Annotated in this window: 22 protein-coding genes and 1 tRNA gene; 8 read left to right on the top strand and 15 right to left on the bottom strand. The window is 42.8% G+C overall.

Going from position 1 to position 21,866, the window contains the following annotated elements; translation table 11 throughout:
• Positions 1 to 5: 5 nt before the first annotated feature.
• The 3 genes from glnD to OC23_RS14470 all read right to left on the bottom strand — a co-directional run bounded on the left by glnD (position 6) and on the right by OC23_RS14470 (position 4,452).
• Positions 6 to 2,669: a [protein-PII] uridylyltransferase gene (gene glnD / locus OC23_RS14460; protein ID WP_038345584.1), complete on the bottom strand. Its 2,664-nt coding sequence runs from the start codon at positions 2,667 to 2,669 to the stop codon at positions 6 to 8.
• Positions 2,670 to 2,723: 54 nt separating this feature from the next.
• Positions 2,724 to 3,941: a formate-dependent phosphoribosylglycinamide formyltransferase gene (gene purT, locus OC23_RS14465; RefSeq protein ID WP_171194808.1), complete on the bottom strand. Its 1,218-nt coding sequence runs from the start codon at positions 3,939 to 3,941 to the stop codon at positions 2,724 to 2,726.
• A gap of 121 nt (positions 3,942 to 4,062) precedes the next feature.
• Positions 4,063 to 4,452, bottom strand: a complete 390-nt coding sequence (locus tag OC23_RS14470; protein WP_038345586.1) for a tautomerase family protein — start codon at positions 4,450 to 4,452, stop codon at positions 4,063 to 4,065.
• Positions 4,453 to 4,638: 186 nt separating this feature from the next.
• On the opposite strand from OC23_RS14470, the gene OC23_RS14475 reads away from it, so the two are divergent.
• Positions 4,639 to 5,103: a hypothetical protein gene (locus OC23_RS14475; protein ID WP_038345587.1), complete on the top strand. Its 465-nt coding sequence runs from the start codon at positions 4,639 to 4,641 to the stop codon at positions 5,101 to 5,103.
• A 65-nt stretch (positions 5,104 to 5,168) separates the two neighbouring features.
• Here the strand turns inward: OC23_RS14475 and OC23_RS14480 are convergent, their stop codons facing one another.
• Together OC23_RS14480 and OC23_RS14485 are read right to left on the bottom strand one after the other, a co-directional pair.
• Positions 5,169 to 5,486 (bottom strand): hypothetical protein, encoded by a 318-nt coding sequence (locus OC23_RS14480; protein WP_038345618.1) that lies wholly within the window; start codon positions 5,484 to 5,486, stop codon positions 5,169 to 5,171.
• A 203-nt stretch (positions 5,487 to 5,689) separates the two neighbouring features.
• Entirely contained in the window at positions 5,690 to 6,394 is a 705-nt protein-coding gene (locus OC23_RS14485; protein WP_038345588.1) for a Crp/Fnr family transcriptional regulator, read from the bottom strand.
• A gap of 106 nt (positions 6,395 to 6,500) precedes the next feature.
• On the opposite strand from OC23_RS14485, the gene OC23_RS14490 reads away from it, so the two are divergent.
• Both OC23_RS14490 and OC23_RS14495 read left to right on the top strand, forming a co-directional pair.
• Positions 6,501 to 7,034 (top strand): DUF962 domain-containing protein, encoded by a 534-nt coding sequence (locus OC23_RS14490; protein WP_038345589.1) that lies wholly within the window; start codon positions 6,501 to 6,503, stop codon positions 7,032 to 7,034.
• Positions 7,035 to 7,169: 135 nt separating this feature from the next.
• Positions 7,170 to 7,742, top strand: coding sequence for a hypothetical protein (locus OC23_RS14495; RefSeq protein WP_038345590.1), 573 nt, complete (start codon positions 7,170 to 7,172; stop codon positions 7,740 to 7,742).
• An 89-nt stretch (positions 7,743 to 7,831) separates the two neighbouring features.
• Here OC23_RS14495 and ychF read toward each other — a convergent pair whose 3' ends face one another.
• The 7 genes from ychF to OC23_RS14530 form a co-directional block, all read right to left on the bottom strand.
• Complete coding sequence (gene ychF / locus OC23_RS14500) at positions 7,832 to 8,923, bottom strand: redox-regulated ATPase YchF (RefSeq protein ID WP_038345591.1); 1,092 nt, start codon at positions 8,921 to 8,923, stop codon at positions 7,832 to 7,834.
• A gap of 94 nt (positions 8,924 to 9,017) precedes the next feature.
• Positions 9,018 to 9,677, bottom strand: coding sequence for a methionine ABC transporter permease (locus OC23_RS14505; RefSeq protein WP_038345592.1), 660 nt, complete (start codon positions 9,675 to 9,677; stop codon positions 9,018 to 9,020).
• Complete coding sequence (locus OC23_RS14510; protein ID WP_038345593.1) at positions 9,658 to 10,728, bottom strand: methionine ABC transporter ATP-binding protein; 1,071 nt, start codon at positions 10,726 to 10,728, stop codon at positions 9,658 to 9,660. Before OC23_RS14510 ends, OC23_RS14505 begins: the two co-directional genes overlap by 20 nt.
• An 11-nt stretch (positions 10,729 to 10,739) precedes the next feature.
• Entirely contained in the window at positions 10,740 to 11,570 is an 831-nt protein-coding gene (locus OC23_RS14515) for a MetQ/NlpA family ABC transporter substrate-binding protein (RefSeq protein ID WP_038345594.1), read from the bottom strand.
• 27 nt (positions 11,571 to 11,597) lie between these two features.
• A complete protein-coding gene (locus OC23_RS14520) occupies positions 11,598 to 13,010 on the bottom strand; it encodes an LLM class flavin-dependent oxidoreductase (protein WP_038345595.1) in 1,413 nt (470 codons plus the stop codon).
• Entirely contained in the window at positions 13,010 to 14,233 is a 1,224-nt protein-coding gene (locus OC23_RS14525; RefSeq protein ID WP_038345596.1) for an SfnB family sulfur acquisition oxidoreductase, read from the bottom strand. Before OC23_RS14525 ends, OC23_RS14520 begins: the two co-directional genes overlap by 1 nt.
• Before the next feature lie 13 nt (positions 14,234 to 14,246).
• The gene (locus OC23_RS14530) at positions 14,247 to 15,458 is read right to left on the bottom strand and encodes an SfnB family sulfur acquisition oxidoreductase (RefSeq protein WP_038345597.1); all 1,212 of its coding nucleotides are present in this window, start codon (positions 15,456 to 15,458) and stop codon (positions 14,247 to 14,249) included.
• 360 nt (positions 15,459 to 15,818) lie between these two features.
• On the opposite strand from OC23_RS14530, the gene OC23_RS14535 reads away from it, so the two are divergent.
• On the top strand, positions 15,819 to 16,589 hold the full coding sequence (locus OC23_RS14535; protein WP_038345598.1) for a glutathione S-transferase family protein: 771 nt from the start codon (positions 15,819 to 15,821) through the stop codon (positions 16,587 to 16,589).
• 457 nt (positions 16,590 to 17,046) lie between these two features.
• Positions 17,047 to 17,517 (top strand): Lrp/AsnC family transcriptional regulator, encoded by a 471-nt coding sequence (locus OC23_RS14540; RefSeq protein WP_004771770.1) that lies wholly within the window; start codon positions 17,047 to 17,049, stop codon positions 17,515 to 17,517.
• Between the two features lie 45 nt (positions 17,518 to 17,562).
• Here OC23_RS14540 and OC23_RS14545 read toward each other — a convergent pair whose 3' ends face one another.
• Both OC23_RS14545 and OC23_RS14550 read right to left on the bottom strand, forming a co-directional pair.
• The gene (locus tag OC23_RS14545) at positions 17,563 to 18,312 is read right to left on the bottom strand and encodes a YebC/PmpR family DNA-binding transcriptional regulator (protein ID WP_038345599.1); all 750 of its coding nucleotides are present in this window, start codon (positions 18,310 to 18,312) and stop codon (positions 17,563 to 17,565) included.
• 143 nt (positions 18,313 to 18,455) lie between these two features.
• Positions 18,456 to 19,001, bottom strand: coding sequence for a 1-acyl-sn-glycerol-3-phosphate acyltransferase (locus OC23_RS14550; protein ID WP_038345600.1), 546 nt, complete (start codon positions 18,999 to 19,001; stop codon positions 18,456 to 18,458).
• 277 nt (positions 19,002 to 19,278) lie between these two features.
• On the opposite strand from OC23_RS14550, the gene OC23_RS14555 reads away from it, so the two are divergent.
• The 3 genes from OC23_RS14555 to OC23_RS14565 all read left to right on the top strand — a co-directional run bounded on the left by OC23_RS14555 (position 19,279) and on the right by OC23_RS14565 (position 20,872).
• Positions 19,279 to 19,355: transfer RNA gene (locus OC23_RS14555), tRNA-Ile, on the top strand.
• A 427-nt stretch (positions 19,356 to 19,782) separates the two neighbouring features.
• Positions 19,783 to 20,178 (top strand): hypothetical protein, encoded by a 396-nt coding sequence (locus tag OC23_RS14560; RefSeq protein ID WP_038345619.1) that lies wholly within the window; start codon positions 19,783 to 19,785, stop codon positions 20,176 to 20,178.
• 151 nt (positions 20,179 to 20,329) lie between these two features.
• Positions 20,330 to 20,872 (top strand): chorismate mutase, encoded by a 543-nt coding sequence (locus tag OC23_RS14565; RefSeq protein ID WP_038345620.1) that lies wholly within the window; start codon positions 20,330 to 20,332, stop codon positions 20,870 to 20,872.
• A gap of 60 nt (positions 20,873 to 20,932) precedes the next feature.
• Here the strand turns inward: OC23_RS14565 and OC23_RS14570 are convergent, their stop codons facing one another.
• Positions 20,933 to 21,373: a MaoC/PaaZ C-terminal domain-containing protein gene (locus OC23_RS14570; protein WP_038345601.1), complete on the bottom strand. Its 441-nt coding sequence runs from the start codon at positions 21,371 to 21,373 to the stop codon at positions 20,933 to 20,935.
• Positions 21,374 to 21,866 lie beyond the last annotated feature (493 nt).

Consider the following 21,866-nt stretch of genomic DNA (forward strand, 5'->3'; position numbering starts at 1 on the left):
AAGATTCAGGATGGGTTACAAATTTGGTTCGAGGCTTCATCGAGTGCGGCTTTTAGCGTCTCAGCAAAAGCTTTGACTTCTTCATCAGTCAGCAAGACACCATTTTTCTTGGTGACAAAGAAAATATCTTCTGCGCGTTCGCCAAGTGTAGCAATTCTGGCCGAATGGATATCCAGCCCTTGCAGCATAAACAGGCCGCCAATACGGGCCAGTAGACCCGGTTGATCCAGTGTGGAAATCTCGACCATGTGCTGTTGCAAGGTCGGGTTCAGCACGATATCTACGGTATTTTGTACATCAAAATGGCGTAAATGGCGTGGAATACGGCGTTGCATGATACCCGGATACTGGTCGGAATGGCTTAAGGCATCGACCAGAGCCGCTTTCACTTTGCGTTCGCGTTCGGGATCAGTCAACAAGGTGCCAAAACGATCCAGTACCAGATAGGTGTCCAGGCTGAATGAGGTAGAGGCGGTAATAATCCGTGCATCCTGAACATCAAGGTTCATACGGTCCAGCACGGCGACAGTCGTTGCAAATAGATTGGGTTGGTCACGGGTATAGATAAAGATCTGTACCGCATCATCGGCAGCATTACGGTGGGCACGTAGTAGTACCAGAGGTTCCGGATTATCGCCGTGTTGCAAAATGGCCTGGGTATGCCATGCAATTTCATTGGCCGATTCTTTGACGAAGTATTCATCGCCCAGTTCTTGCCAGACTTTTTCTACTTCGGCTAGGGAGAAATCATTGACCAGTAATTCGCTGGCAGCAAACTTGGTGTCCTCAATCAGCATTTGATAGTCGACCGGACGGCCTAGACCTGAACGGATAACATCACGTGCATAGGTATACAGCTGGCGCATTAACGAAGCCCGCCACGTATTCCAGAGTTTCGGATTGGTTGCATTAATGTCGGCGACGGTCAGGGCATACAGATAATCGAGATGCTCCATATCACCAACTTTTTCGGCAAAGTCTTTGACTTCATCCGGATCGGAAATATCTTTTTTCTGGGCAGTGAGTGACATCAACAGGTGATTATTGATCAGCCATGCGATCAGTTTGCATTCACGCTCGGTAAAACCGTGGGTACGGCAGAACTCAATGGCATCAATCGCTCCAAGCTCGCTATGGTCACCGCCACGGCCTTTGGCAATATCATGGAAAATTGCCGCCATATACACGATGTCATGACGGGCGATGCGCTGGAACACGGAACTGACCACGGGAAAATCCTTGGCAAATTCGGGTTCTTTAAACCGGCTCAGATTACGAAGTAATAACAGGGTATGCGCATCGACGGTATAGATATGGAACAGGTCGTATTGCATCAACCCCGTGATCTGTCCAAATGCGGGAATGTAATTGCCAAGCACGCCGTAACGTTTCATTGCCACCATGGTGTTATACAGATGTGGTGACCGGATAATCGACATGAACAGGGCCTGATGTTCCGGATTATCACGAAAACGCTGGTCTATCCGTTTCGCTGCCAATACCAGCAGGCGCAAGGTCCGGGCACGGATTCCCGTGATTTCAGGCCGGTTTGCCAGCAGATAAAACAGTTCCAGAATGGCGCTTGGTTCTTCTGAAAAGACTTTGTGATGTTGAACAGCCAGCTTGTTATCAACGATTTTAAAACGTTCGTTAATGTCGATGATGTGGCGTTCATAATCTGGCAGGCGTGGTGTAATGACCGACTCATTGAAATAGGCCAGGAGCATTTCATTCAGGGTCGAGACCTGTTGCGCGGTACGGTAATAGCGCTTCATGAACTGTTCAACGGCAAAATTGACCGGTTGGCCTTCTTCACGGACATAGCCGAATTTGGCAGCTATATCACGTTGGTATTCAAACAATAAACGGTTTTCATCACGTTTGGCAAGGCGATGTAAATGGGTACGGATTTCCCATAAAAAGCTTTCAGCTTCTTCAAGTACCCCAAGTTCAAATTCGGTAATAAAGCCTAAATGCACCAGATCATAAATACGATTGACACGGAAATGGCGTTTGGCAATCCAGCCGATCTGGTTGATATCACGAATACCGCCCGGGGCATTTTTAATATCCGGTTCCAGATTGCTTTCAGTATTGTTATGTTGTGCGTAGCGTTTGGCCTGTTCAGCCATTTTGGCATCATAGAAGGTCTGATCCGTCCAGGTTTGCGCCACGATACGGCGCGGCCATTTTGCCAGTTGCGGATTGCCAGTGATCAGGCGTGCCTCAATCAGGGTGGTCGCAACGGTCAGGTCATTGATGGCCTGTTCGACACAGTTTTGAATGGTACGGACGCTGATGCCCGGTTTGAAATTACCAACATCCCATAACGAAGAAATAAAGGTCGAGATGAGTTTTTCTTGTTGTTCACTGATTTCATCCTCAGACAAAATCATGATATCAGTATCTGAATAGGGCAGCATTTCATGGCGGCCATAGCCCCCCACGGCAAATAGCCCCAATTCGGTCTGATTTAAACCCGCATGATTCCACAAAAAAATTAGTGCTTCGTCAATCGAGTCTGAACGTGCGCCAATCACTTCACGAATCGGTTGCCCATTTTCATAACTCTCCTGCAATTGCTTTTCTACATCCGTTCGCCATTGGTTAATGGCCTGAATATCATGATGACTGGTGACGTAGTTCAACAATGGAGAGGTATTGATCATGAAAATGGGTCTTCTATAAAAGTCCCTCCTGATAAAGAGGGATTTAGGGAGATTTTAAGCGTTGCTCTTTACGCTCACATAGTCTGCGGCCTGTTGGGCCAGTTCGCGTGCCAGCTCTGTACTTTCAGCACGTGCTGTGGCGACGCCCATCCGACGACGTTTAAAGCCTTCCGGTTTTCCAAATAAGCGCAAGTCTGTATCTGGATGAGCTAAAGCAAGATTCAGGCCAGTAAAGCTGAGGTTGTTGGCATCTACACCGGCATAGATGACTGCACTGGCTGCCACGCTATGACGGGCAGTATTGACTGGCAGACCTAAAATGGCACGGGCATGCAACTCAAATTCGCTTTGGAACTGTGAAGCCAGCGTCACCAGACCGGTATCATGTGGACGAGGGGAGACTTCACTGAACCAGACCTGATCGCCCTTGATGAATAGCTCAACCCCGAAAATACCACAGCCACCTAAGGCTGTTGTTACTTTGTGAGCAATGCGTTTTGCCTCTTCCAGTGCGGCAGGCGTCATAGGTTGTGGCTGCCAGCTCTCGACATAATCACCTGCATCTTGACGATGGCCGATCGGGTCACAGAAATGCGTTTCAATTTCACCTGTTTCCGGATTTTTGGCACGCACGGTCAATAGGGTAATTTCAAAATCAAAATCAATCTGTGCTTCAATGATCACGGTGCCCTGATTGACACGGCCACTTTGCATGGCATATTCCCAGGCGGCATCGACCTCATCGAAGCTTTTTACCCGGGACTGGCCTTTGCCAGAAGATGACATCACCGGTTTAACAAAGTTTGGATAACCGATGTCGTCACAGGCAGCGCGGAAACTTTCTAAAGTGCTGGCAAAGCGATACGCCGAAGTTGGAAGCCCGAGCTCTTCAGCAGCCAGACGGCGTATTCCTTCACGGTTCATGGTCAGGTTGACCGCTTTGGCGGACGGGATCACGGTTGCTGTTTTGGTTTGTTCGATTTCAAGTAAAACTTCAGTAGCAATCGCTTCAATTTCAGGAACAATCAGATTCGGTTTGACCTTTTCGATCAGTTGTTTTAATTCGGCTGGATCGGCCATATTCAGGGTATAAGCAAAATGTGCCACTTGCATGGCCGGGGCATGATCATAACGATCGGCAGCATGAACCTCGACACCCAGACGTTGTAAAGAAATCACCACTTCTTTACCCAGCTCTCCAGAACCTAACAGTAAAACCTTAAATGCAGAAGATTGAAGTGGAGTTCCAAGAGTGACGCTCATGCGAATAATCCTATCCTGAGTAATTTGTGTTTAAGCATAGCAGAACTTTTTACGGAATTAAGCCCATATCTCATAAAAAAACCTGCTTTTTGTCAGACAAAAATAATGCTTAAACAGCCCTTTGATTGATTTAGACATTGACTTGGTAATTGAGTTTTAATTCATCTGCATGTTGGCCACGAATGCCCCAGTTCACTTTGGGTGTTTCAAAAATGGTGATTTCAACGTCGTTGGGTGAGATTGCGCAGTGTTGCTGAATATAGGTAAAAAGTAACCGGATCAAACGTTTTTTCGCTTCATTGCTGCGGCCTTCAAACATGGAGATTTCAATGATCAGGTAATTTTCACTGCGATCTTCCGGATAGATAAAATCGTTGCGATCCAGACTGATAAAACGCTGGAATTTCTTTTCGACGGGGTAGTTCAGACTATCAATCAGCGCTTGATGAATGGCATGGGAAAGCTGGTTTCTAAACTGCTCAATGGTGGGCTGTAAAGCATAAATTTTAACTTGCGACATGAATGATTGGCTTCCTGATATATTATTTATTTGACCAGTAATAATATAAAGCAAATCAATCAGGAGAAAACCAGGTCTTTACATTGATTCAGCCTGCATGCGATGCGTGATTAAAATGTCACAATGATTGAGAATTATTCCCAAATTGACTAGCATAATGGCCTTACGTTTCATCGGCGATCTGATATGACTAATCTAAACACGCATGTAACAGCAATTGTGTTGTGTAGCGCCTTTTTATTGGCAGCTTGCGGCAACTCAGGTGATGAGCCAAAACAGAAGGTAGAGATCAAGCCAGCGCCAAAACTGAATAATGACGCAACTAGCTATGCCAATGCCGCATGGAAACTGATCAACGACATTGATCCGGTCGTCTATAACAGGCAGTCCGACGAAATTGAAGAGAAGGTCAGAAAGCCATTACGCCAGCTCAGTACCGATTGGCGAATCAATGTCAAAATGACCGATTCGGTGACTGAAGGGAAATATGCGTTGTGCCGTAAGGCATTAACCAGTCTGGATGCCTGGGCACGTGATGTTAAAGATAAAGAAAATGTATCTGCTCAAAAGCAGGCAGACTATGAGCGTGATAAAGCACAATGTAAAGATGCGATTGATAATCCGGCTTTAGGCAATACTTCTCCTAAATAAGCCGCTAGAGATAAAAAAAGCGAGATCAATAATCTCGCTTTTTTTATGGTTAAAGCATCGGAGGGTTATGAGCTTTTCACTGTTTTAGCGGCTTCCTGTTTGGCTTTGCTTGCTGTGGTACTGGCTACTTTTTTGCTGTCTGTTGCCGCTTTCATTGCATCACGTTTGGTCGTATCTTTCATTTTCGTCATGTCATGTTTGGCGGCTTGAGTGGTTTTGGCTGCTGCTTTCTTGGTTTTTACCACACTGGCTGCAACACATTTACCACCTTTGTGATTAGGGCCGGTACCGCCCTGGAGCTGAGTTCCTTTCGGGCAGGCAAATGCGCTAGCGCTCAGTACGGTAAATAAGCCTGCTGTTAGAATTGTTGCAATTTTTCTCATGATTGTCATCTGCATCGGGTAAGCGATAGTGCTTAGCCTTAATGTAAGCGCGTTGAAGAGCGGAAAGCAGACTGATTTTGTGAAATATTTTAGAGCATGCGTAGCATTTTATAGTGAGAGTTTGTCTTTTAATTTAGGTTTAAGTTTAAAAGCATATTGCAAAAAATGCGGTGCTTATCAATTTAAAATACAAAAGTTCAGGTTTACTCTTTTAGATAACCGACCATTGCCAATTTTCTGAGAGCTTCTAAATCGAGTACTGCAATTTTTTTAAAGCCCAACTGAATCACACCTTGCCTTTCAAACTGATTCAGTTCGTGATTGATGGTTTGTCTGGAAACGGTCAGCATATTGGCCAGTTGGTCTTGTGAGATCTGAATGTTGAAATCTTGAATCGTTGAACGGTTACCATAACCTTCCAGAATAAACAATAAACGTTGAGCCAGACGCTGGCCAATACTTTGGGTTTGAATCGCAATATGCTCTAAAAATACATAGCGTAATTTTTGACTGGTGAGCAGGGCAAAGTAATACCAGTAATAGGGATTTTGTTGCAAAAAATCATGTAAGGGCCGGGCCGGTATTTGCAGCATCACACTTTTTTTCAATGCAATTGCGTCATGCGAACGGGGCTGCCGGTCAATCAGGGAAATTTCGCCAAACCACATGATCGGTTCTGCTATGGCGGCAATCGCTTCATTACCATTTACATCGATATATCCCAGACTAATCGAGCCTTCCAGCACGCCATAGACGCCATTAAACTCATCTTGTGCATGAAACACGGCCGCATTTTTCTCAACAGTATATTGTTTGCCATGTTCAAGAATAAAATGTTGAAAAGGCTCTGCTAGCTGGCTAAACCATGCGTTTTGTTTTAAATGCTGAATATAAAGCGGTTCTAACACGATTGTTCCTTGCTTAAAAGTACATCCATTTGTCAGCTACGTGACAACTTGATCAGGCTATTTCTTATAGATTAACAGCATAAACGAATGATATGAGGAAAGAAAAATGACAAAACTGGAATGTTTACTAAGTCAGTATGCAGCTTATCATCTGGATCGAAATAATATTGTGACCCATTTTGTGGGTATTCCTTTGATTGTTTTTTCGATTTTATGCTTAACGGCGCGTGCAGGTATCGAAATTTCTGGCTTTTCAATCACTTTAGCCATGCTGCTTATTATTGTAAGTAGCATTTACTATATTTCACTGGATAAGCTGTTTGGTGGCCTGATGCTGCTTCTTTTTGTCTTGGCTTATCCCTTGGCCGTAAAAATTGCGGCTTTATCCATGTGGAGCTGGCTAGGGACCAGTATCGGTATTTTTGTGCTGGGTTGGGCGTTCCAATTCGTGGGGCATTATTTTGAAAAGAAAAAGCCTGCTTTTGTTGATGATCTGGTGGGACTGGCGATAGGTCCTTTATTTGTGCTAGCCGAATTTGTCTTCTTGCTTGGTTTTCGTAAGCCATTACACCAGCGGATTTTAAAAGAAGCACACATGAAACGTGCGGAAATGGATATGAAGCCGCAGACCATATCTTAATGTGCTTAAATCAAATAGACAAAGCCAAGTCAATTAAGCTTGGCTTTTTCATTTATTAGATTTAAGGATTCTAAAAAAGTCATTCAGTTGCTAATCTATATTTATTCAAATGTGATGGTCAGAATTAAAGAATACATGACAGGAATCTACGAATATTGGTCATTGCCGTCCAAATTAAGCATTAAATGTCCCGCATGTCAGGCCAGGGCAGATTTTGAATTTGCACGATTGGCAAAGATACATCTGAAAAAAGATGTTGGTTACTTTCAATCTCATCCAGATTTTGAATATGCACGTTTTCAGGAATATTACGGTGGTAGTTATTGGCATGCTGCATTTTATTATCCGAATCTTTCTAGCAGAATTGAGCAAATTCAAGATATGCCAGAAGGCTATGATTCAACGGCTTGGAACACATACTATTCGATGCAAAGTCGGGGTGGGGTAATCTGTGAGTCTTGTGGTTACAAACAAAAGCATGAACTGAACTGGCCGAATGATGCCTATTATGTGGTTATGTACAGGCATCAGCCATTATGGGCATTTCATCGCGAAGCGGCAGTGGAGCTTTATGAGTATTTAAGTGAATCCTTACGGGATCACAAAAAATATCGTTATTCTTTCTTTTTATTGCATATTCCGACAATCTTCAAACAGAAAAAAGCACGGCAGCATGTGACCCAGCAATTGAAAAAATTATTGAGTTAAAGGGCTGTTAAAATTGCTGTTATCTTTTGGGCAAATAAAAAAACCGCCAATATGGTCATTATTGGCGGTTTGGAAATCAAAAAACGGGTTTATACGTTAAAACGGAAGTGTAATACATCGCCGTCCTGAACAACATAGGTTTTGCCTTCCAGACGCCATTTGCCTGCTTCTTTGGCGCCATTTTCACCGTTATATTGAATGAAGTCATCATAAGCAACACATTCAGCACGGATAAAGCCTTTTTCAAAGTCTGTGTGAATCACGCCAGCCGCTTGCGGCGCAGTTGCACCAACTTTAACAGTCCAGGCACGAACTTCCTGTACACCAGCAGTGAAGTAAGTTTGTAGGCCAAGCAGTTTATAACCGGCACGGATCACTACATTTAGGCCTGGTTCTTCCATACCCATTGCTTCAAGGAACTCAGCACGGTCTTCATCTTCAAGCAATGAAATTTCAGCTTCGATCTGGTTGCAAAGAGGTACAACAATGGCATTTTCTTCAGCAGCAAGTTTTTTTACTGCTTCAAGATGCGGGTTGTTTTCAAAACCGTCTTCAGCCACATTGGCAATATACATGGTTGGTTTAAGGGTCATTAAACCGAAACCACGCACTGCTTTACGTTCATCATCTGACAGGTCAGCGGCACGTGCCGGTTTACCTTCATCAAGTAAAGGCTGGATTTTTTCCAGAACAGCTTTGGTTGCAAGCGCTTCTTTATCGCCACCTTTTGCCGCTTTAGTCAAGCGTAACAATGCTTTAGCAACGGTATCAAGGTCAGCCAAGGCAAGTTCGGTATTGATGGTTGCGATGTCATCTAATGGGTCAATTTTACCATTTACGTGAATGACATTTTCATCTTCAAAGCAGCGAACCACGTGTGCAATGGCATCTGTTTCACGGATATTGGCAAGGAACTGGTTACCCAGACCTTCACCTTTCGATGCACCTGCAACCAGACCGGCGATGTCAACGAATTCCATAGTGGTGGGTAAAACACGTTGCGGATTTACGATCGCAGCAAGTTTGTCCAGACGTGGATCTGGCACGGGTACGATGCCTGTGTTCGGTTCGATGGTACAGAACGGAAAGTTTTCAGCAGCAATCGCTGCCTTTGTTAATGCATTAAATAATGTAGATTTACCTACGTTTGGCAGACCAACAATACCGCAATTAAAACCCATGAAACCACTCACAAATGTGTAATATAAAAATTGCTGCTGATTTTACATGAAAGCCATGACAAAGTCATGGCTAGAGTGGATGATAGATTCGGGCTTAAACTTTACGTTTATCCAGTTGCTGGGCAATGTGATCGCCAGTGGCCTGCACCAGCATCACCAAAACGATCAGAACCAAGATTACAGCAAGCATCACTTGCATATCAAAACGCTGGTAGCCATAACGATAGGCAATATCGCCTAAACCGCCTGCACCAATTGCACCGGCAATCGCTGACGAGCTGATCATGGTGACAATAGTCACAGTAAAACCTGCGATAATACCGGGTAAGGCTTCTGGCAGCAGCACATGCCAGAGAATCTGCCTGCGATTACAGCCCATTGCTTGTGCTGCCTCAATCAGGCCTTGATCGACTTCGCGTAGGCTGACTTCGGCAATACGGGCAAAGAACGGAATCGCGGCGATAGTCAAAGGGACAATTGCGGCGAGCACACCATAACTGGTTCCGACAATCCAGCGGGTAAATGGTATCAAAGCCACCATTAAAATCAGAAAGGGCACGGAACGGGTGATGTTAATGATCCAGCCTAAGGACTGATTGATTCTCTTGGACGGATAAATGCCAAAATCGGCGGTGCTGACCAGAATCAAGGCAATTGGCAAACCAATCAAAAAGGCGAGAATTGCAGACACACCAACCATAATCAGGGTATCCGTGGTACCTGTCAGTAACAGATCAATGAGTTGATTGTACATAACCGATCACCTCAAGTTGTGTTATGGCTGGATGTTTTGCAAATTGGGGGCTGTTTAGATCAAACTCGAGATTGGCAATCCCGATGACGAAGGAACCAATGCTATGCTGCTGAATGGTATCAATCTGACTGTAATACACCTGAACGGGACTGTTAAATCCATCCAGTAGTTCATATAAGTCAGGCACCGATTTCGATTCACTGACATATTTCAGTTTTAAAAGCTGATGGGTACTCTGAGGCAGAATGGTTGGGCTCAGTTCAAAAGGTAAATTCACCTGTGCAAAATTGAGCAATTCCTGTGTGATCTGTTGTTGCGGATTGGAAAATACCGACCAGACCTGCCCGGACTCAACGATTTCGCCCTGATCAATCACGACCACCTGATCACAAATCTCCTGGATGACCTGCATTTCATGGGTGATCAAGACAATGGTCAAACCAAGGTCCTGATTAATCTGTTTCAGCAAAGCCAGAATATTGGCGGTACTTTCAGGGTCGAGTGCAGAAGTGGCTTCATCACACAGCAGGATTTCAGGTTGCGACACCAAGGCTCGGGCAATACCGACACGTTGTTTCTGTCCTCCCGACAGTTGTGAGGGATAATCATGTCGCTTTGCATCCAAACCTACCAGTGTCAGCACATCACTGACCCGTTGTTCAATCTCGGCCTTGTCATAAGCTGCGATCCGCAGTGGTAGCGCCACATTTTCCCACACCGTTTTGGCAGACATTAAATTAAAATGCTGAAAAATCATGCCGATTTTCTGCCGGGTCTTGATCAGCTCGGCATGACTGAGTTCTACAATATTTTGCTGATGAATCAGGATGCTGCCCGTATCAATGGATTCTAGGCCATTTAGGGTGCGCAGCAGGGAAGATTTACCGGCTCCGCTTTTTCCGATAATCCCGACAATCTGTGCTTTGGGAATATCGAGATGAATGTCTTTTAAGGCATGTAAGCGTTGGCCCTGTACATCATAAAACTTGTTTAAACCGCGTATTTTCAGATGTGGAACTGAAAAATCGACTTTTGAACCAAAACTCACCATCATCGTTCTCCTTATTTCCAGCCCGGAAACCACAACGTTGGACCGAAATCGCTATCCAAGGCTGCTTTGACTTTTGGCGAGTTTTGATAAATCTCGACAAATTGCTGTAGCTTGTTGTCTTTGTCCTGATAGTCATCACGCACCACAAATAAAATCGCATAACGTTTATTGGTGTTGTCATCAAACAGTAGGGCACTTTCAGGATCAGCCGTTTTGGCCAAACGTAAGTAGTGTGGATAACCAAACGCGAGATCAACATCGTCAATGGCACGTGCCGTTTGCGGTCCTTCAACTTCAGTAAATTTGAGGTTTTTCGGATTTGCGGTAATGTCTTTCAGTGCAGAAAGATGATTATTGCTGTCTTTCAGTTCAATCAGCTTGGCTTGTTGCAACAGCAATAAAGCACGCCCTTGATTGACAGGATCATTTGGAATGGCAACAGTGGCACCATTTGGCAGTTCATCAAAGCTTTTATATTTTTTTGAATACAGCCCCACATGCGACGCCGCACCTGCAGCAAATGACTTTAACTTAAAGCCGGTTTCTTTAATGGCATTATCCAAAAAAGGCTGATGCTGGAAAAAGTTAGCATCAATATCGCCATGACTTAAGGTGATATTTGGGGTATTCCAGTCGGAAAACTCGACCAGTTTGACATTCAAACCTTGCTTTTTGGCTTCATCTGCTGCGACCTGAAGCGGATGAGCAAAAGAAGGACTTATTCCAATTACCAGTTCACTATTACTGCTATGTCTGTATTTATTCCAGATCAACAAGGCAATAATCGCAACAACAACGACCAGGCCAATACCGAGCCATTTTTTAGAGGTTGTTTGAGCCATATATTTCTCCAATTCTTTTCTTTAATGTTAAGCACTCATTTCTTCAATTATTTTTAGGGTATCTGTATTGTTATGCGTTCTACATCGGAACTGATCGGCAGGATGGCTAGCGGCTAAATGATCCCCTTGGGCAAAAAGCTTATTGCGTAATGAACCTGTGGCATATTCAGTTTTATAACGTCCACGTTGTTGTAACTCTGGAATGACCAGTCGAATAAAATCATGATGCGATTCAGGTGCAACCGTACGTGTCAGGTTAAAACCATCAATACCGGTCTGGTCAAGCAGATCAATCAGGTATTCTGCAACCTCCGCGCCACTGCCAACAATGAGCGGATAGCGTCCACCCAGCACATGTTGGGCTTTTAGATCATTTTTGCTAATACGCTGTTCTTTAAATTTCTCATTGACTGAAGCAATGCTATTGCTCTTTTGATACGGAATCGCTTCATCATCTGCAAACCTGGCAAGATCAATGCCGACTGAACTGGCGTAATGCGCTAAACCTGCTTCAGGGCTGGCATATTCACGATATTCAGCCAATTTTTGCTGGGCAAGTTCATGTGTTTCAGCCACGACCACGGTAATGCCGACAAAGATTTTAATTGCATCTTCATCTCGACCTTGTTGCTGTGCTTGTAGTCGTATTTTATGGACTTGCTGACGAATCTTTTCGGGTTGATCACCACCAATAAAAATACATTCCGCATGACGCGTGGCAAACTGTAGTCCTTTCGGTGAAGCGCCCGCCTGAAATAAGGTTGGCGTACGTTGAAGCGACGGCGCCACCTGAAATACCCCTTGGCTTTGGTAATATTGGCCTTGATGATTGATCGAGTGGACTTTATTGGGGTCAGTAAAAACCCGCTGCTGCTTATCTTTTTTTAAGGCGTCATTTTCCCAGGAACCTTCCCAATATTGATAGCAAAGCTGTAAGAACTCCTCGGCCTGATCATAACGGGCATCATGATCTTTTAAGCCTTTTTGTCCAATCAGGCGTTCAGCACTGTCCAGATAGCCAGTGACAATATTCCAGCCCAAACGACCTTGGGTTAAATGATCAAGACTGGCAAATCGCCGTGCAAATTGATAGGGCTGCTCATAGCTGAGATTGACGGTCACGCCAAAGCTTAAATTCTGCGTGACCAAGGCCATAGCTGAAATCAGGGTAGAAGGGTCATGGCTTGGCAGTTGAATCGATTCTTTCAGGGTGAGATCGATGCCATTCTGATAGACATCATATACACCCGTAATATCGGCGAGGAATAGGCCATCAAACAGACCCTGTTCCAAGGTTTGTGCCAGTTCAGTCCAATAATTCAGCTCATTAAAGCGATGTGACTGATCACGCGGATGCGTCCATAGGCCATGATTGATATGACCGACGCAGTTCATATCAAAGGCATTGAGTAAAATTTTCTTTGCAGTGGTTTGCGTCATTACAATGTCCCCCGGCGTGGAGGCAGAATGCCATTCAATACATAATTGCCGATGAAGTAATATTTCCAGCGTGCAGCATCATGCAAGGTGTGTACACGTGCATTACGCCAGTGACGGTCTAGCCCATCGGCACGTTGACTGCCACGACTACCCGCCAGTTCAATCAGTTTCGATGAGGCTTTTAATGCAGTTTCTGTGCTATGTGCCCGGACTTTGGCAACATCAATTGAGGCTTTGGCCAGGCTTTCCGGATTGAGCTCCTGTTTGGCAGCATCAACAGATCGGGCCGCCTGTTTGAGGAGTAGTTCACTGGCTTTGACATCGGTTGCGACACGACCCAGTTCAGACAGGGTTAACGGATCTTGGGTGGCCGATTCAATATTGGCATCAATCCAGGGGCGAGCAACATGCACGCGTTGCAAGGTTTCCTCAAAGGCCGCACGGGCAATCCCGACTTCAATTGCGGCATGCATGATTTGAGCAAATGGGCCGACCAGAGACAGTTGCTTAAAGGCAGTATCAAACGGAATCACATCTTCTTTGGCAACGAAGACCTGATTAAACCTGACTGTGCCGCTGCCTGTAGTACGTTGACCAAAACCAGACCAGTCATCAATCAGCTCCAAACCTTGACTGTCGCGCTGCACAAAAGCCAGAAATTCGCGTCCAGATTCATCCACCACTAAGGTGGGAATGCGATGGGCAAACAGGCTACCGGTGCAATAAAACTTTTCTCCCTGAATCAGATAACCGTTTTCGCTTGGGATTAAGGCCGTTTGTTTATGTGCTGAGGTACGGGTTTTAAACTCAGCCAGCGCATTACCAAACCGTGCACCTTGTAATACTTCCTGATAGAGACGCTGCTTTTGTGCTTCGGTACCGGTATTGCGTAATACTTCCAGGGCATAAAAATGGTTTTGCGGAATCTGGCCGATTGAACCATCGGCACCGCTAATCAGGGCAATGACTTTGGCAACGGTTAAGCTAGAAACCTCTGCACCACCATACTGCTTAGGTACAGTAATCGCCCATAAACCTGACTGGCTATACGCTTCGATTTCGGCAAATGGCAAGTTGCGAGTGGCATCGCGTTCAATGGCTGCCTGTCTGAACTGCTGACTCAGTTGGGTGGCAATCTCCAATGCTTCTGCATCACTCTGGATGATATGGGCGGCTTTTGAATGGGGCTTGGCAAAACCTTGTAATTCTTGATATGAAGTCATGGTGGTTTTCTCCTTAAATCCAGGCATGGCGGGCAGGGTGAGTACCATTCAGGTAATAGTCACCGATGGCATGGAATTTCCAACGCACAGGATCGTGTAGGGTATGCACACGAGCATTGCGCCAGTGCTGATCAAGATTATGTTGGCTCAGGCTGGCTCGGCTACCGCCAAGTTCAAGTAGTTTTTCCGAGATGTGCAGGGCCGCATCATTGGCATAGATTTTTGCCTCCGCGACCAAAATCGAAGCGCGGGCGGCTTGCCCGGCAGAAAGCTCAGTGAGTTGATCCAGTTCATCCAGATATTCGGCGGCTTCATCGAGTAATAAAATGGCGGCATCGAGCAGGATATTGAGCTTGCCAACCTCTTGCAGGGTGTAATGTTCCTCACTGGCTCTGTCTACGCCTGCATCAATGACCGGACGCGCTTTACGCACGCTGGACAAGGTTTCATCAAAGGCAGCCTCGGCAATGCCAACATCAATTGCGACTTGTAACAGTTGAGAGTAGGCACCCCGGACATTTGGAGTATCCGCGATAATGCGTTCATCAAAAAATAAGGCCGGATCAGCGATGACGTTGTGCAGTTTGACTGTTCCACTGGCTGTGGTGCGTTGACCAAAACCATTCCAGTCATTAATGACTTCAACCCCCGCAGCATGCCGGTCAATGATGGCCAATACGGTATAACCGTCTGGATGTAAGGCACGAATGGCTAACCAGTCTGCAAAGCTGGTGCCAGTCGAGTAAAATTTTTCCCCGTTTAAAAGATATTGACCATTTTGCAATGTTAAGGTGGTTTGAATGGTCTTGGTATCTTTGGCGTTTTTTTCCGGCCCGCCATTGGCAATCCGTTTACCTGCAAGAATTTCATTATAGATAAACTGCTTTTGGGCCTCTGAACCCGTGATATTGATCAGATTGAGTAGCCCGAACTGGTTTTGAGGAATCTGCCCAACATTGGCATCGGCTTTACTTAAAATACGGAACACCTGGGCCAAGGTTTTATTGGAAACGAATGCACCACCATATTGCCGGGGGATGCGGATTCCACCCAAACCTTTTTGGCTAAACTGAATCATTTGTTCGGTGGGTAAAATACGGTTTTGATCACGTATATTGCGCTCTTCTAAGGCAAAGTCAGCAACTTGATAGGCAGCATTAATGGCCTGCTGATCATTTGAAATCAGTTGTACTTGTGCTTGGATCACTGATTGATTACTGGACATGTGAGTACCTCTAATAGATAAGAAGCACTTTACAAAAATTTTACTTTTCCACTAAACCATCAGTTGTGGCTAAGTTATCACAATAATTCCTAAGCATTTTTCATGGTAAAAATAACAAAAAAAATAATATTACATTCTGATCTAAAACAATGATTTATAAGCTTTTGGCAACAGCTGGATATAATTGATCGGCTAGCTGCTATGAAATAAATGAATAATCTCAACAGGAAAATTTATAAACAACACAGCGCCACAATTAAAAAAGATAGGCTGAAAAGGACATTGTATTCATTAGCTTTTGCTTCTAAAGTATGGAAAAGCTGATGTTTGACTGAGTAGAAAAATAAATCTGGAGATTCTATGCGGGTTTTATACCAATTTCCTTTATCTCATTATTGTGAAAAAGCTCGCTGGTTGTTAGATCATAAAGAATTGGACTATGTTGCTCATAATTTGATTCCTGGTTTCCACCGTGCATTCACCTACCTGAAGTCGGGACAATATTTATTGCCGATGCTCAAAGATGATAAACAGTGGATTGCTGACTCCACCCAAATCGCCTTGTATCTTGATGCCACGTATCCTGAGCATGCCTTGCTCAGACGAGATGAGCAGTTGCGCGAGCAAGCCTTGGAGATTGACAAACTGGCTGACGAGCTGGGTGTGCATGTCCGCCGCTGGTCTTTGGCCCATGCATTGTCAGTGGGAGATCATCCACTGGAAATCATGATGGGTGAGCAAGGCTATTTGCGTCAGTTTGAGAAAATTTCCAAACCGATTTTAAAGAGTCTGGTTTCAACCAATTATAAGTTAAGTCCTGAAAAAGTCGCGCATTCCCAACTTCGTATGACCGAGTTGATTGGCGAGCTTAACCAGCGTCTGGTCGATAATCAGGGCCGTTATCTGGTGGGGGATCGTCTTGGGCTGGCAGACATTGCCGTATGTTCTATTCTTGCACCATTATTGGTGATCAAAGGTACGCCGTGGGAACTGGAAAATGATGCTGATGAGCAATTTAACGGTGAATTAAAGCAATATTACAACTATTTATGTGACTTGCCGATTGGCCAGTATGTACAACGCATTTATGCCACAGAGCGTAATGCACGTGTGGATTGGCGCGGTTTATAAAAGCGTCCGGTCAAAATAGCCCTGATCTCGGCATCGGGGCTTTTTTATGGCAAGAAAAATATAAATATGGCTGGAATCTTAAAAAAATACCGGTAAATAAAATCAATTGTTAAAAGAAAATTCGTTTTCCACGCCAAAACGTAGAAATAATTGCCAAATTTACTTTAAAAAAAACCAAAAGAGGGAAATAATTATAAAACGGCTTTGTTATCTTATGTTTCAGGGTGTGATGGGGATCGAAACGGGTTGCTTAACAATTGGGAGATCAGTTAGGCAAATACTCACAAGGTCTCGCTTCGGCTTTGGGACAAAGATAGACCACAAGTTTATCGGAATCATGTCTGCGCTATCCATGCAGCATCGTCAAAAGTTAAACGTATGTTTTCCCTTGACCCCTAAGAATTCATCAGTGTATGCAGTTCCGGTAACAACGTAGATGAAAAGTGAGAACTGTAAAATGGAATTGGATCGTTTCGATAAACAAATTCTTGAAATTTTAACCCATGAAGATGTCAATCTGAACGAGTTATCAGAACGTATTAATCTTTCCGTGAGCTCGGTGCACCGCCGTATCAAGAACCTGATCGAATCTCAGGTGATGGGACAACTGAAAAGAGAAATCAATTTTAATAAACTGGGGTTTAGCCTACATATTCTTTTGCAGGTATCATTAAGCAAGCACGATAGTGAAACTTTTGATAAGTTCTTACAGGAATTGGAAGATATTCCGGAAGTCACCAATGCCTTTTTAGTCACGGGGCAGAGTGCAGACTTTATTCTGGAGCTGGTGGCCCGCAATATGGATGACTATAGTGAGATCCTGTTACGCCGTATTGGAAAGATCGACAGTGTAGTGGCGCTGCATTCCAGCTTTGTCATTAAAGAATATAATGTCTTTAACTGTTATAAACTTTTAAACAAGCTATAAAAAAAATGCATCTAAACAGATGCATTTTTTACTCGGCAAAAAGGTTTAGGCATCAAGTTGCGCTAAAACCTCTTCAGAGAATTCAACGTTGGTATACACGTTTTGAACATCATCAAGATCTTCAAGCATATCGATCATTTTCATGATCTGTTTTGCCTGATCAATATCGTTGATTTCAGCTTTAGTTGATGGGCTCATCACAACTTCAGCATTGTCCGATTTCAGACCTGCAGCTGCAAGCGCATCTTGTACTTCACCAAAGCTTTCCGGGCTGGTAATGACCAGAATGCTGTCTTCATCTACTTCGATATCATCAGCACCGGCTTCTAAAGCCACTTCCATGATTTTGTCTTCTAAAGACACATCTTCAAAAGAAATTTCACCACGTTTGGTAAACAGGTATGCCACAGAACCATTGGTGCCCAGGTTACCGTTGGTTTTAGAGAAACAGTGACGAACGTCAGGAACGGTACGGTTGAGGTTATCGGTCATGGTTTCAACGATAACGGCAACTCCGCCAACCCCGTAACCTTCATAGGTAACTTCTTTTAAATCATCATTTTCTTCACCACCTGCACCACGCTGGATGGCACGGTTGATCGTGTCACGTGTCATGTTAACAGAGAGTGCTTTTTCAACAACAGCACGTAAACGCGGGTTGCTTGCAGCATCAGGACCGCCCAAACGTGCAGCTGTTACGATTTCACGGATATATTTAGTAAAAACCTTACCGCGACTTGCATCTTGTTTAGCTTTACGATGCTTAATATTGGCCCATTTAGAATGACCCGCCATGGAAGTAACTCCAAAAAATTAAAACTCAAAAAAGTGCAGGAATATTAGCATAGCCGAGGTTTTGTTGAAAACTGCCCTTACTCATATTCAAAGTTTAAAATCCTGATCAAACAACAAAGAATGATCAAAAATAGAGAGAACCATCAACGAATTTTTACGTCTATGTCATATTGGGCATAGAGCGCTTTAATCTGTTCAAGATCGTGTTGTAACTCGGTCGGGTAAATTTTACCTAAAATACCGCCTTGCTTGGTGCGTGCATTGGCATACATTAAAATAATGGGCACATTGGCTGCTTTGGCGATATGCCAGAAACCGGTGCGGATCGGTTTACGCGCTTCACCGTCTTTGGCTCGTGTCGCCTCAGGCGCAATGACCAGATTAAAGCGATCATTCTGGTTAAATAGTTCCACCATTTGCGTAACGATATCTTTACTGGTTTTGCGGTCTACCGGGATACCACCGAGATGTTTCAGGAGAGGTTTGAGCGGGCCTTTGAACAATTCTTTTTTAATCAGAGTGTGAATTTTGATACCTAAAATTTCAAATAAAGCGAGGGAGAGGATGGTATCGAGATTAGAAGTATGCTCAAAACCGATAATAACTTGTTTATTCTCTAAGATTGCTGGATCAACATTATATGTCCAACCTGTTGCTTTAAAAATAGATTTTCCTAAAAATTTTTTCATATTCGAGATCATTGGTATGGTGTGATCGCAGTTTAATATGAGTCTGCTGGAAAATATATATCCAAAAAGACCAGAAAATACCAACCTGGATGGTTTTTTAATGACCAAAATCGTGCAATATTTGCTTTACGGCTTATGTACAGATCAGATAGAATCAGCGCAGTTCATGGTTTTAAGCACGATTTAAGTGTTTTGTTAAAATCATCTGCTTGTAATTTAAGTTAAATTTGACTAATATCAGGCAGCATTCATCATATGAATATGATTGAAATTTATAGGGCCTATAGCTCAGTTGGTTAGAGCAGCGGACTCATAATCCGTTGGTCCACAGTTCAAGTCTGTGTGGGCCCACCATATATATCAAGCACTTACATGCATTAATTGTAAGTGCTTTTTTTATATTAAAATCCATGTAAGCACTATGTAATAAGTTTAAAAATAAAATCGTCTTTAAATTATTCAGGCTCGATATAAATGAAATGGCCTGCATTCATCCTTGTACTAATAGCGTATATGGGGAAATTATTTAATTATATTTTCGCTGATTTATACCGAAAAATCTGGTACTTATATAAAAAGCAGATTCAGTTTTATAATGATTAAAAAATAAATAGCCAGTAGAAGTGTTTTTTGAACACGGCTTTGTGCCAAAAAATCTGGCAATATCCAAAAAGAAAGCCCAGATTAAGTCGCCTTGTTTTTGTCATTCGAGGCTATTTTTGTTATCTTACACTTTTTGAATTTATAGATTATTAAAGTGAAGAATGTTTTTATTTTCACCCTGCTGCTCAGTTTAGCCGGATGTGGAGGTTCTGAAGAGCATAAGAGCCAAGACGCTAATCCCAATGCGCCTCTGGATACCTCTGTGAGTGAGAATAATAAAAAAAATCATGCGCAAGATTTAGGCCAGACTTTCTCTGTTGTGCAAAATTCCGGCATGATTTTAAACAAGGAAAAATTAACTGAAAAATGCAAAAAGCTGTTACTTTCGGATGTATTAAATAAGAAGACGGTGAGCTTTAATGATCCTGCGAGCAATTACTATATCAGCCAGAATAGTGGTGATGTTTATCTCTATCTGGAGTTCTGTGCAGAAAATGAACGCGGAACTGCGCAGGAATTTAAAGGAAAATGTATATTCAGTATGGATGGTCAGACGAAATTCAATATATTTTAATCTTCCTAGCGAGCCTGATCCTAAGCCAAGGGTATGAGATCAAGATTATATAAAGACCAAAGAACAAATATTGACAAGATGATGGCTCAAGCTGTTGTATCAGGACTGGGGCGTCACTATTTAAACTTTAAACAGGAGAAATTTTTTGAAAATACAACAAACACGATTATTTTCTCAGGGATGTACTGTTTTGCTTGCCTTGACTTTTTCACCATTTAGCCAGGCATATCAATATGATCAGGCAGCCCGTCTGATCAATGAACGATTATCTTATATGAAAGATGTTGCAGGTTATAAAGCTGAGAAACATCTGGCAATTGAAGATCAGGAGCAGGAAAAGAAAGTCCTGCTTCAATCTACAGCAGAGGCTGAATCATTCGGGTTAGATGGTCAAAGTGCTGCACCATTTATTATTGCCCAGATGGATGCCGCTAAAGCAATCCAGTATCGCTATCGGGCAGACTGGTTATCTACACCAGAAAAAAACTGGCAGCCACAAGATTTAAGTGAGGTTCGTACCAAAATAAGTGCTTTGAATACCGCGCTTTTAAAAAATATTGCCTATGATTTAAAGCGCAACAATAATCGCGCTCCAAGCCACTGTGCTTATATGTGGCCGGTTCAACAGCCTAACTTACGAGATGCCGATAAAAGAATATTATGTCAGACATTGAATCAGATCAGATTGAAATAATCAAAAACGATGGCTGGAAATAGGGCTGCATACTTGCTTTAAAAGCATGCAGCCCAAACATCAGGATTTTTTAAAATTAAGCAATTTAGAGGTTAATCTCTGGCAGAGAATACCATTTTGATTATAAAGATCGTGATGACATGTGATTAAAACTTTAAGCGAGTTCGTTTTGCAAGGTCTGATATTAATCACTTCTGTTTTAACAAAAACACTATCTTCAGGCTTTACTGGACGATACCAGTCTACTGCCATACCTGCACCAATAATACCATGAGCTAAAGGAAAACTCTGAGTAATCAGTTTCATGGTTACAGCATTGGTATGTAGGCCGCTGGCAACGAGCTCTTTAAAAAAGGAATGTTTTGCGCGGCTTTCATTGCAGTGAAAATCTTGCGGGTCAAATTCATTTGCAAATGCCTTAATATTGTCCCGGGTAAAATTAAATTTTTTACTTGTAAAGATATCACCAATGCTTAAATCTTCTATATAAATTTTATTCATTCTTTATCTCTTATAAATAAAAAAGACATAGTAATAACTTTTTTATAATAATTTTAGCTCTGGTTACACAATTAAAATAATAAGAATATGAATAGGGAAGAGTATAGGAATAAATTGAGTATTTATTCTATATTTTAAATTTGAGTGTTTACTCTATAGCGTTGTTCTTAACGCTTTGTAATTTTTATATATCTGGCTTATAAAATTATCACTATTTGATAATTTGTCGAATTTATAGTTTGAATAAAAATAATAGAGAATACTTGATTTAGCAGTTTCCTAATTTAACAAACTCATAAGCTATTCATTTAATTGATATTTGTTTGCTGGTGAGTGGCTGCTGACTATTTTTTTCTTATTTTGAAAAAATCAGGATATGAATATTTATAAAATATAAAATGTTAAAAAACAAAGCTTTAATTTTAATCATGACTGTAAAGTTTTGTAAATTTCATATTTTTTGATACATACTATAACTAATTGAATTTATATA

The sequence above is a fragment of the Acinetobacter sp. A47 genome, assembly GCF_000805455.1.
In the GTDB taxonomy this organism is placed as follows: Bacteria; Pseudomonadota; Gammaproteobacteria; order Pseudomonadales; family Moraxellaceae; genus Acinetobacter.

Coding starts and splice junctions, on each gene's coding strand:
- OC23_RS14510 (WP_038345593.1), bottom strand. CDS start 10,728: ATGGTGAGTTTTGGTTCAAAAGTCGATTTTTCAGTTCCACATCTGAAA.
- OC23_RS14520 (WP_038345595.1), bottom strand. CDS start 13,010: ATGACGCAAACCACTGCAAAGAAAATTTTACTCAATGCCTTTGATATG.
- OC23_RS14505 (WP_038345592.1), bottom strand. CDS start 9,677: ATGTACAATCAACTCATTGATCTGTTACTGACAGGTACCACGGATACC.
- OC23_RS14545 (WP_038345599.1), bottom strand. CDS start 18,312: ATGGCGGGTCATTCTAAATGGGCCAATATTAAGCATCGTAAAGCTAAA.
- OC23_RS14490 (WP_038345589.1), top strand. CDS start 6,501: ATGACAAAACTGGAATGTTTACTAAGTCAGTATGCAGCTTATCATCTG.
- OC23_RS14530 (WP_038345597.1), bottom strand. CDS start 15,458: ATGTCCAGTAATCAATCAGTGATCCAAGCACAAGTACAACTGATTTCA.
- OC23_RS14515 (WP_038345594.1), bottom strand. CDS start 11,570: ATGGCTCAAACAACCTCTAAAAAATGGCTCGGTATTGGCCTGGTCGTT.
- OC23_RS14570 (WP_038345601.1), bottom strand. CDS start 21,373: ATGAATAAAATTTATATAGAAGATTTAAGCATTGGTGATATCTTTACA.
- ychF (WP_038345591.1), bottom strand. CDS start 8,923: ATGGGTTTTAATTGCGGTATTGTTGGTCTGCCAAACGTAGGTAAATCT.
- OC23_RS14540 (WP_004771770.1), top strand. CDS start 17,047: ATGGAATTGGATCGTTTCGATAAACAAATTCTTGAAATTTTAACCCAT.
- OC23_RS14495 (WP_038345590.1), top strand. CDS start 7,170: ATGACAGGAATCTACGAATATTGGTCATTGCCGTCCAAATTAAGCATT.
- OC23_RS14480 (WP_038345618.1), bottom strand. CDS start 5,486: ATGAGAAAAATTGCAACAATTCTAACAGCAGGCTTATTTACCGTACTG.
- OC23_RS14475 (WP_038345587.1), top strand. CDS start 4,639: ATGACTAATCTAAACACGCATGTAACAGCAATTGTGTTGTGTAGCGCC.
- OC23_RS14550 (WP_038345600.1), bottom strand. CDS start 19,001: ATGAAAAAATTTTTAGGAAAATCTATTTTTAAAGCAACAGGTTGGACA.
- OC23_RS14535 (WP_038345598.1), top strand. CDS start 15,819: ATGCGGGTTTTATACCAATTTCCTTTATCTCATTATTGTGAAAAAGCT.
- glnD (WP_038345584.1), bottom strand. CDS start 2,669: ATGATCAATACCTCTCCATTGTTGAACTACGTCACCAGTCATCATGAT.
- OC23_RS14470 (WP_038345586.1), bottom strand. CDS start 4,452: ATGTCGCAAGTTAAAATTTATGCTTTACAGCCCACCATTGAGCAGTTT.
- OC23_RS14525 (WP_038345596.1), bottom strand. CDS start 14,233: ATGACTTCATATCAAGAATTACAAGGTTTTGCCAAGCCCCATTCAAAA.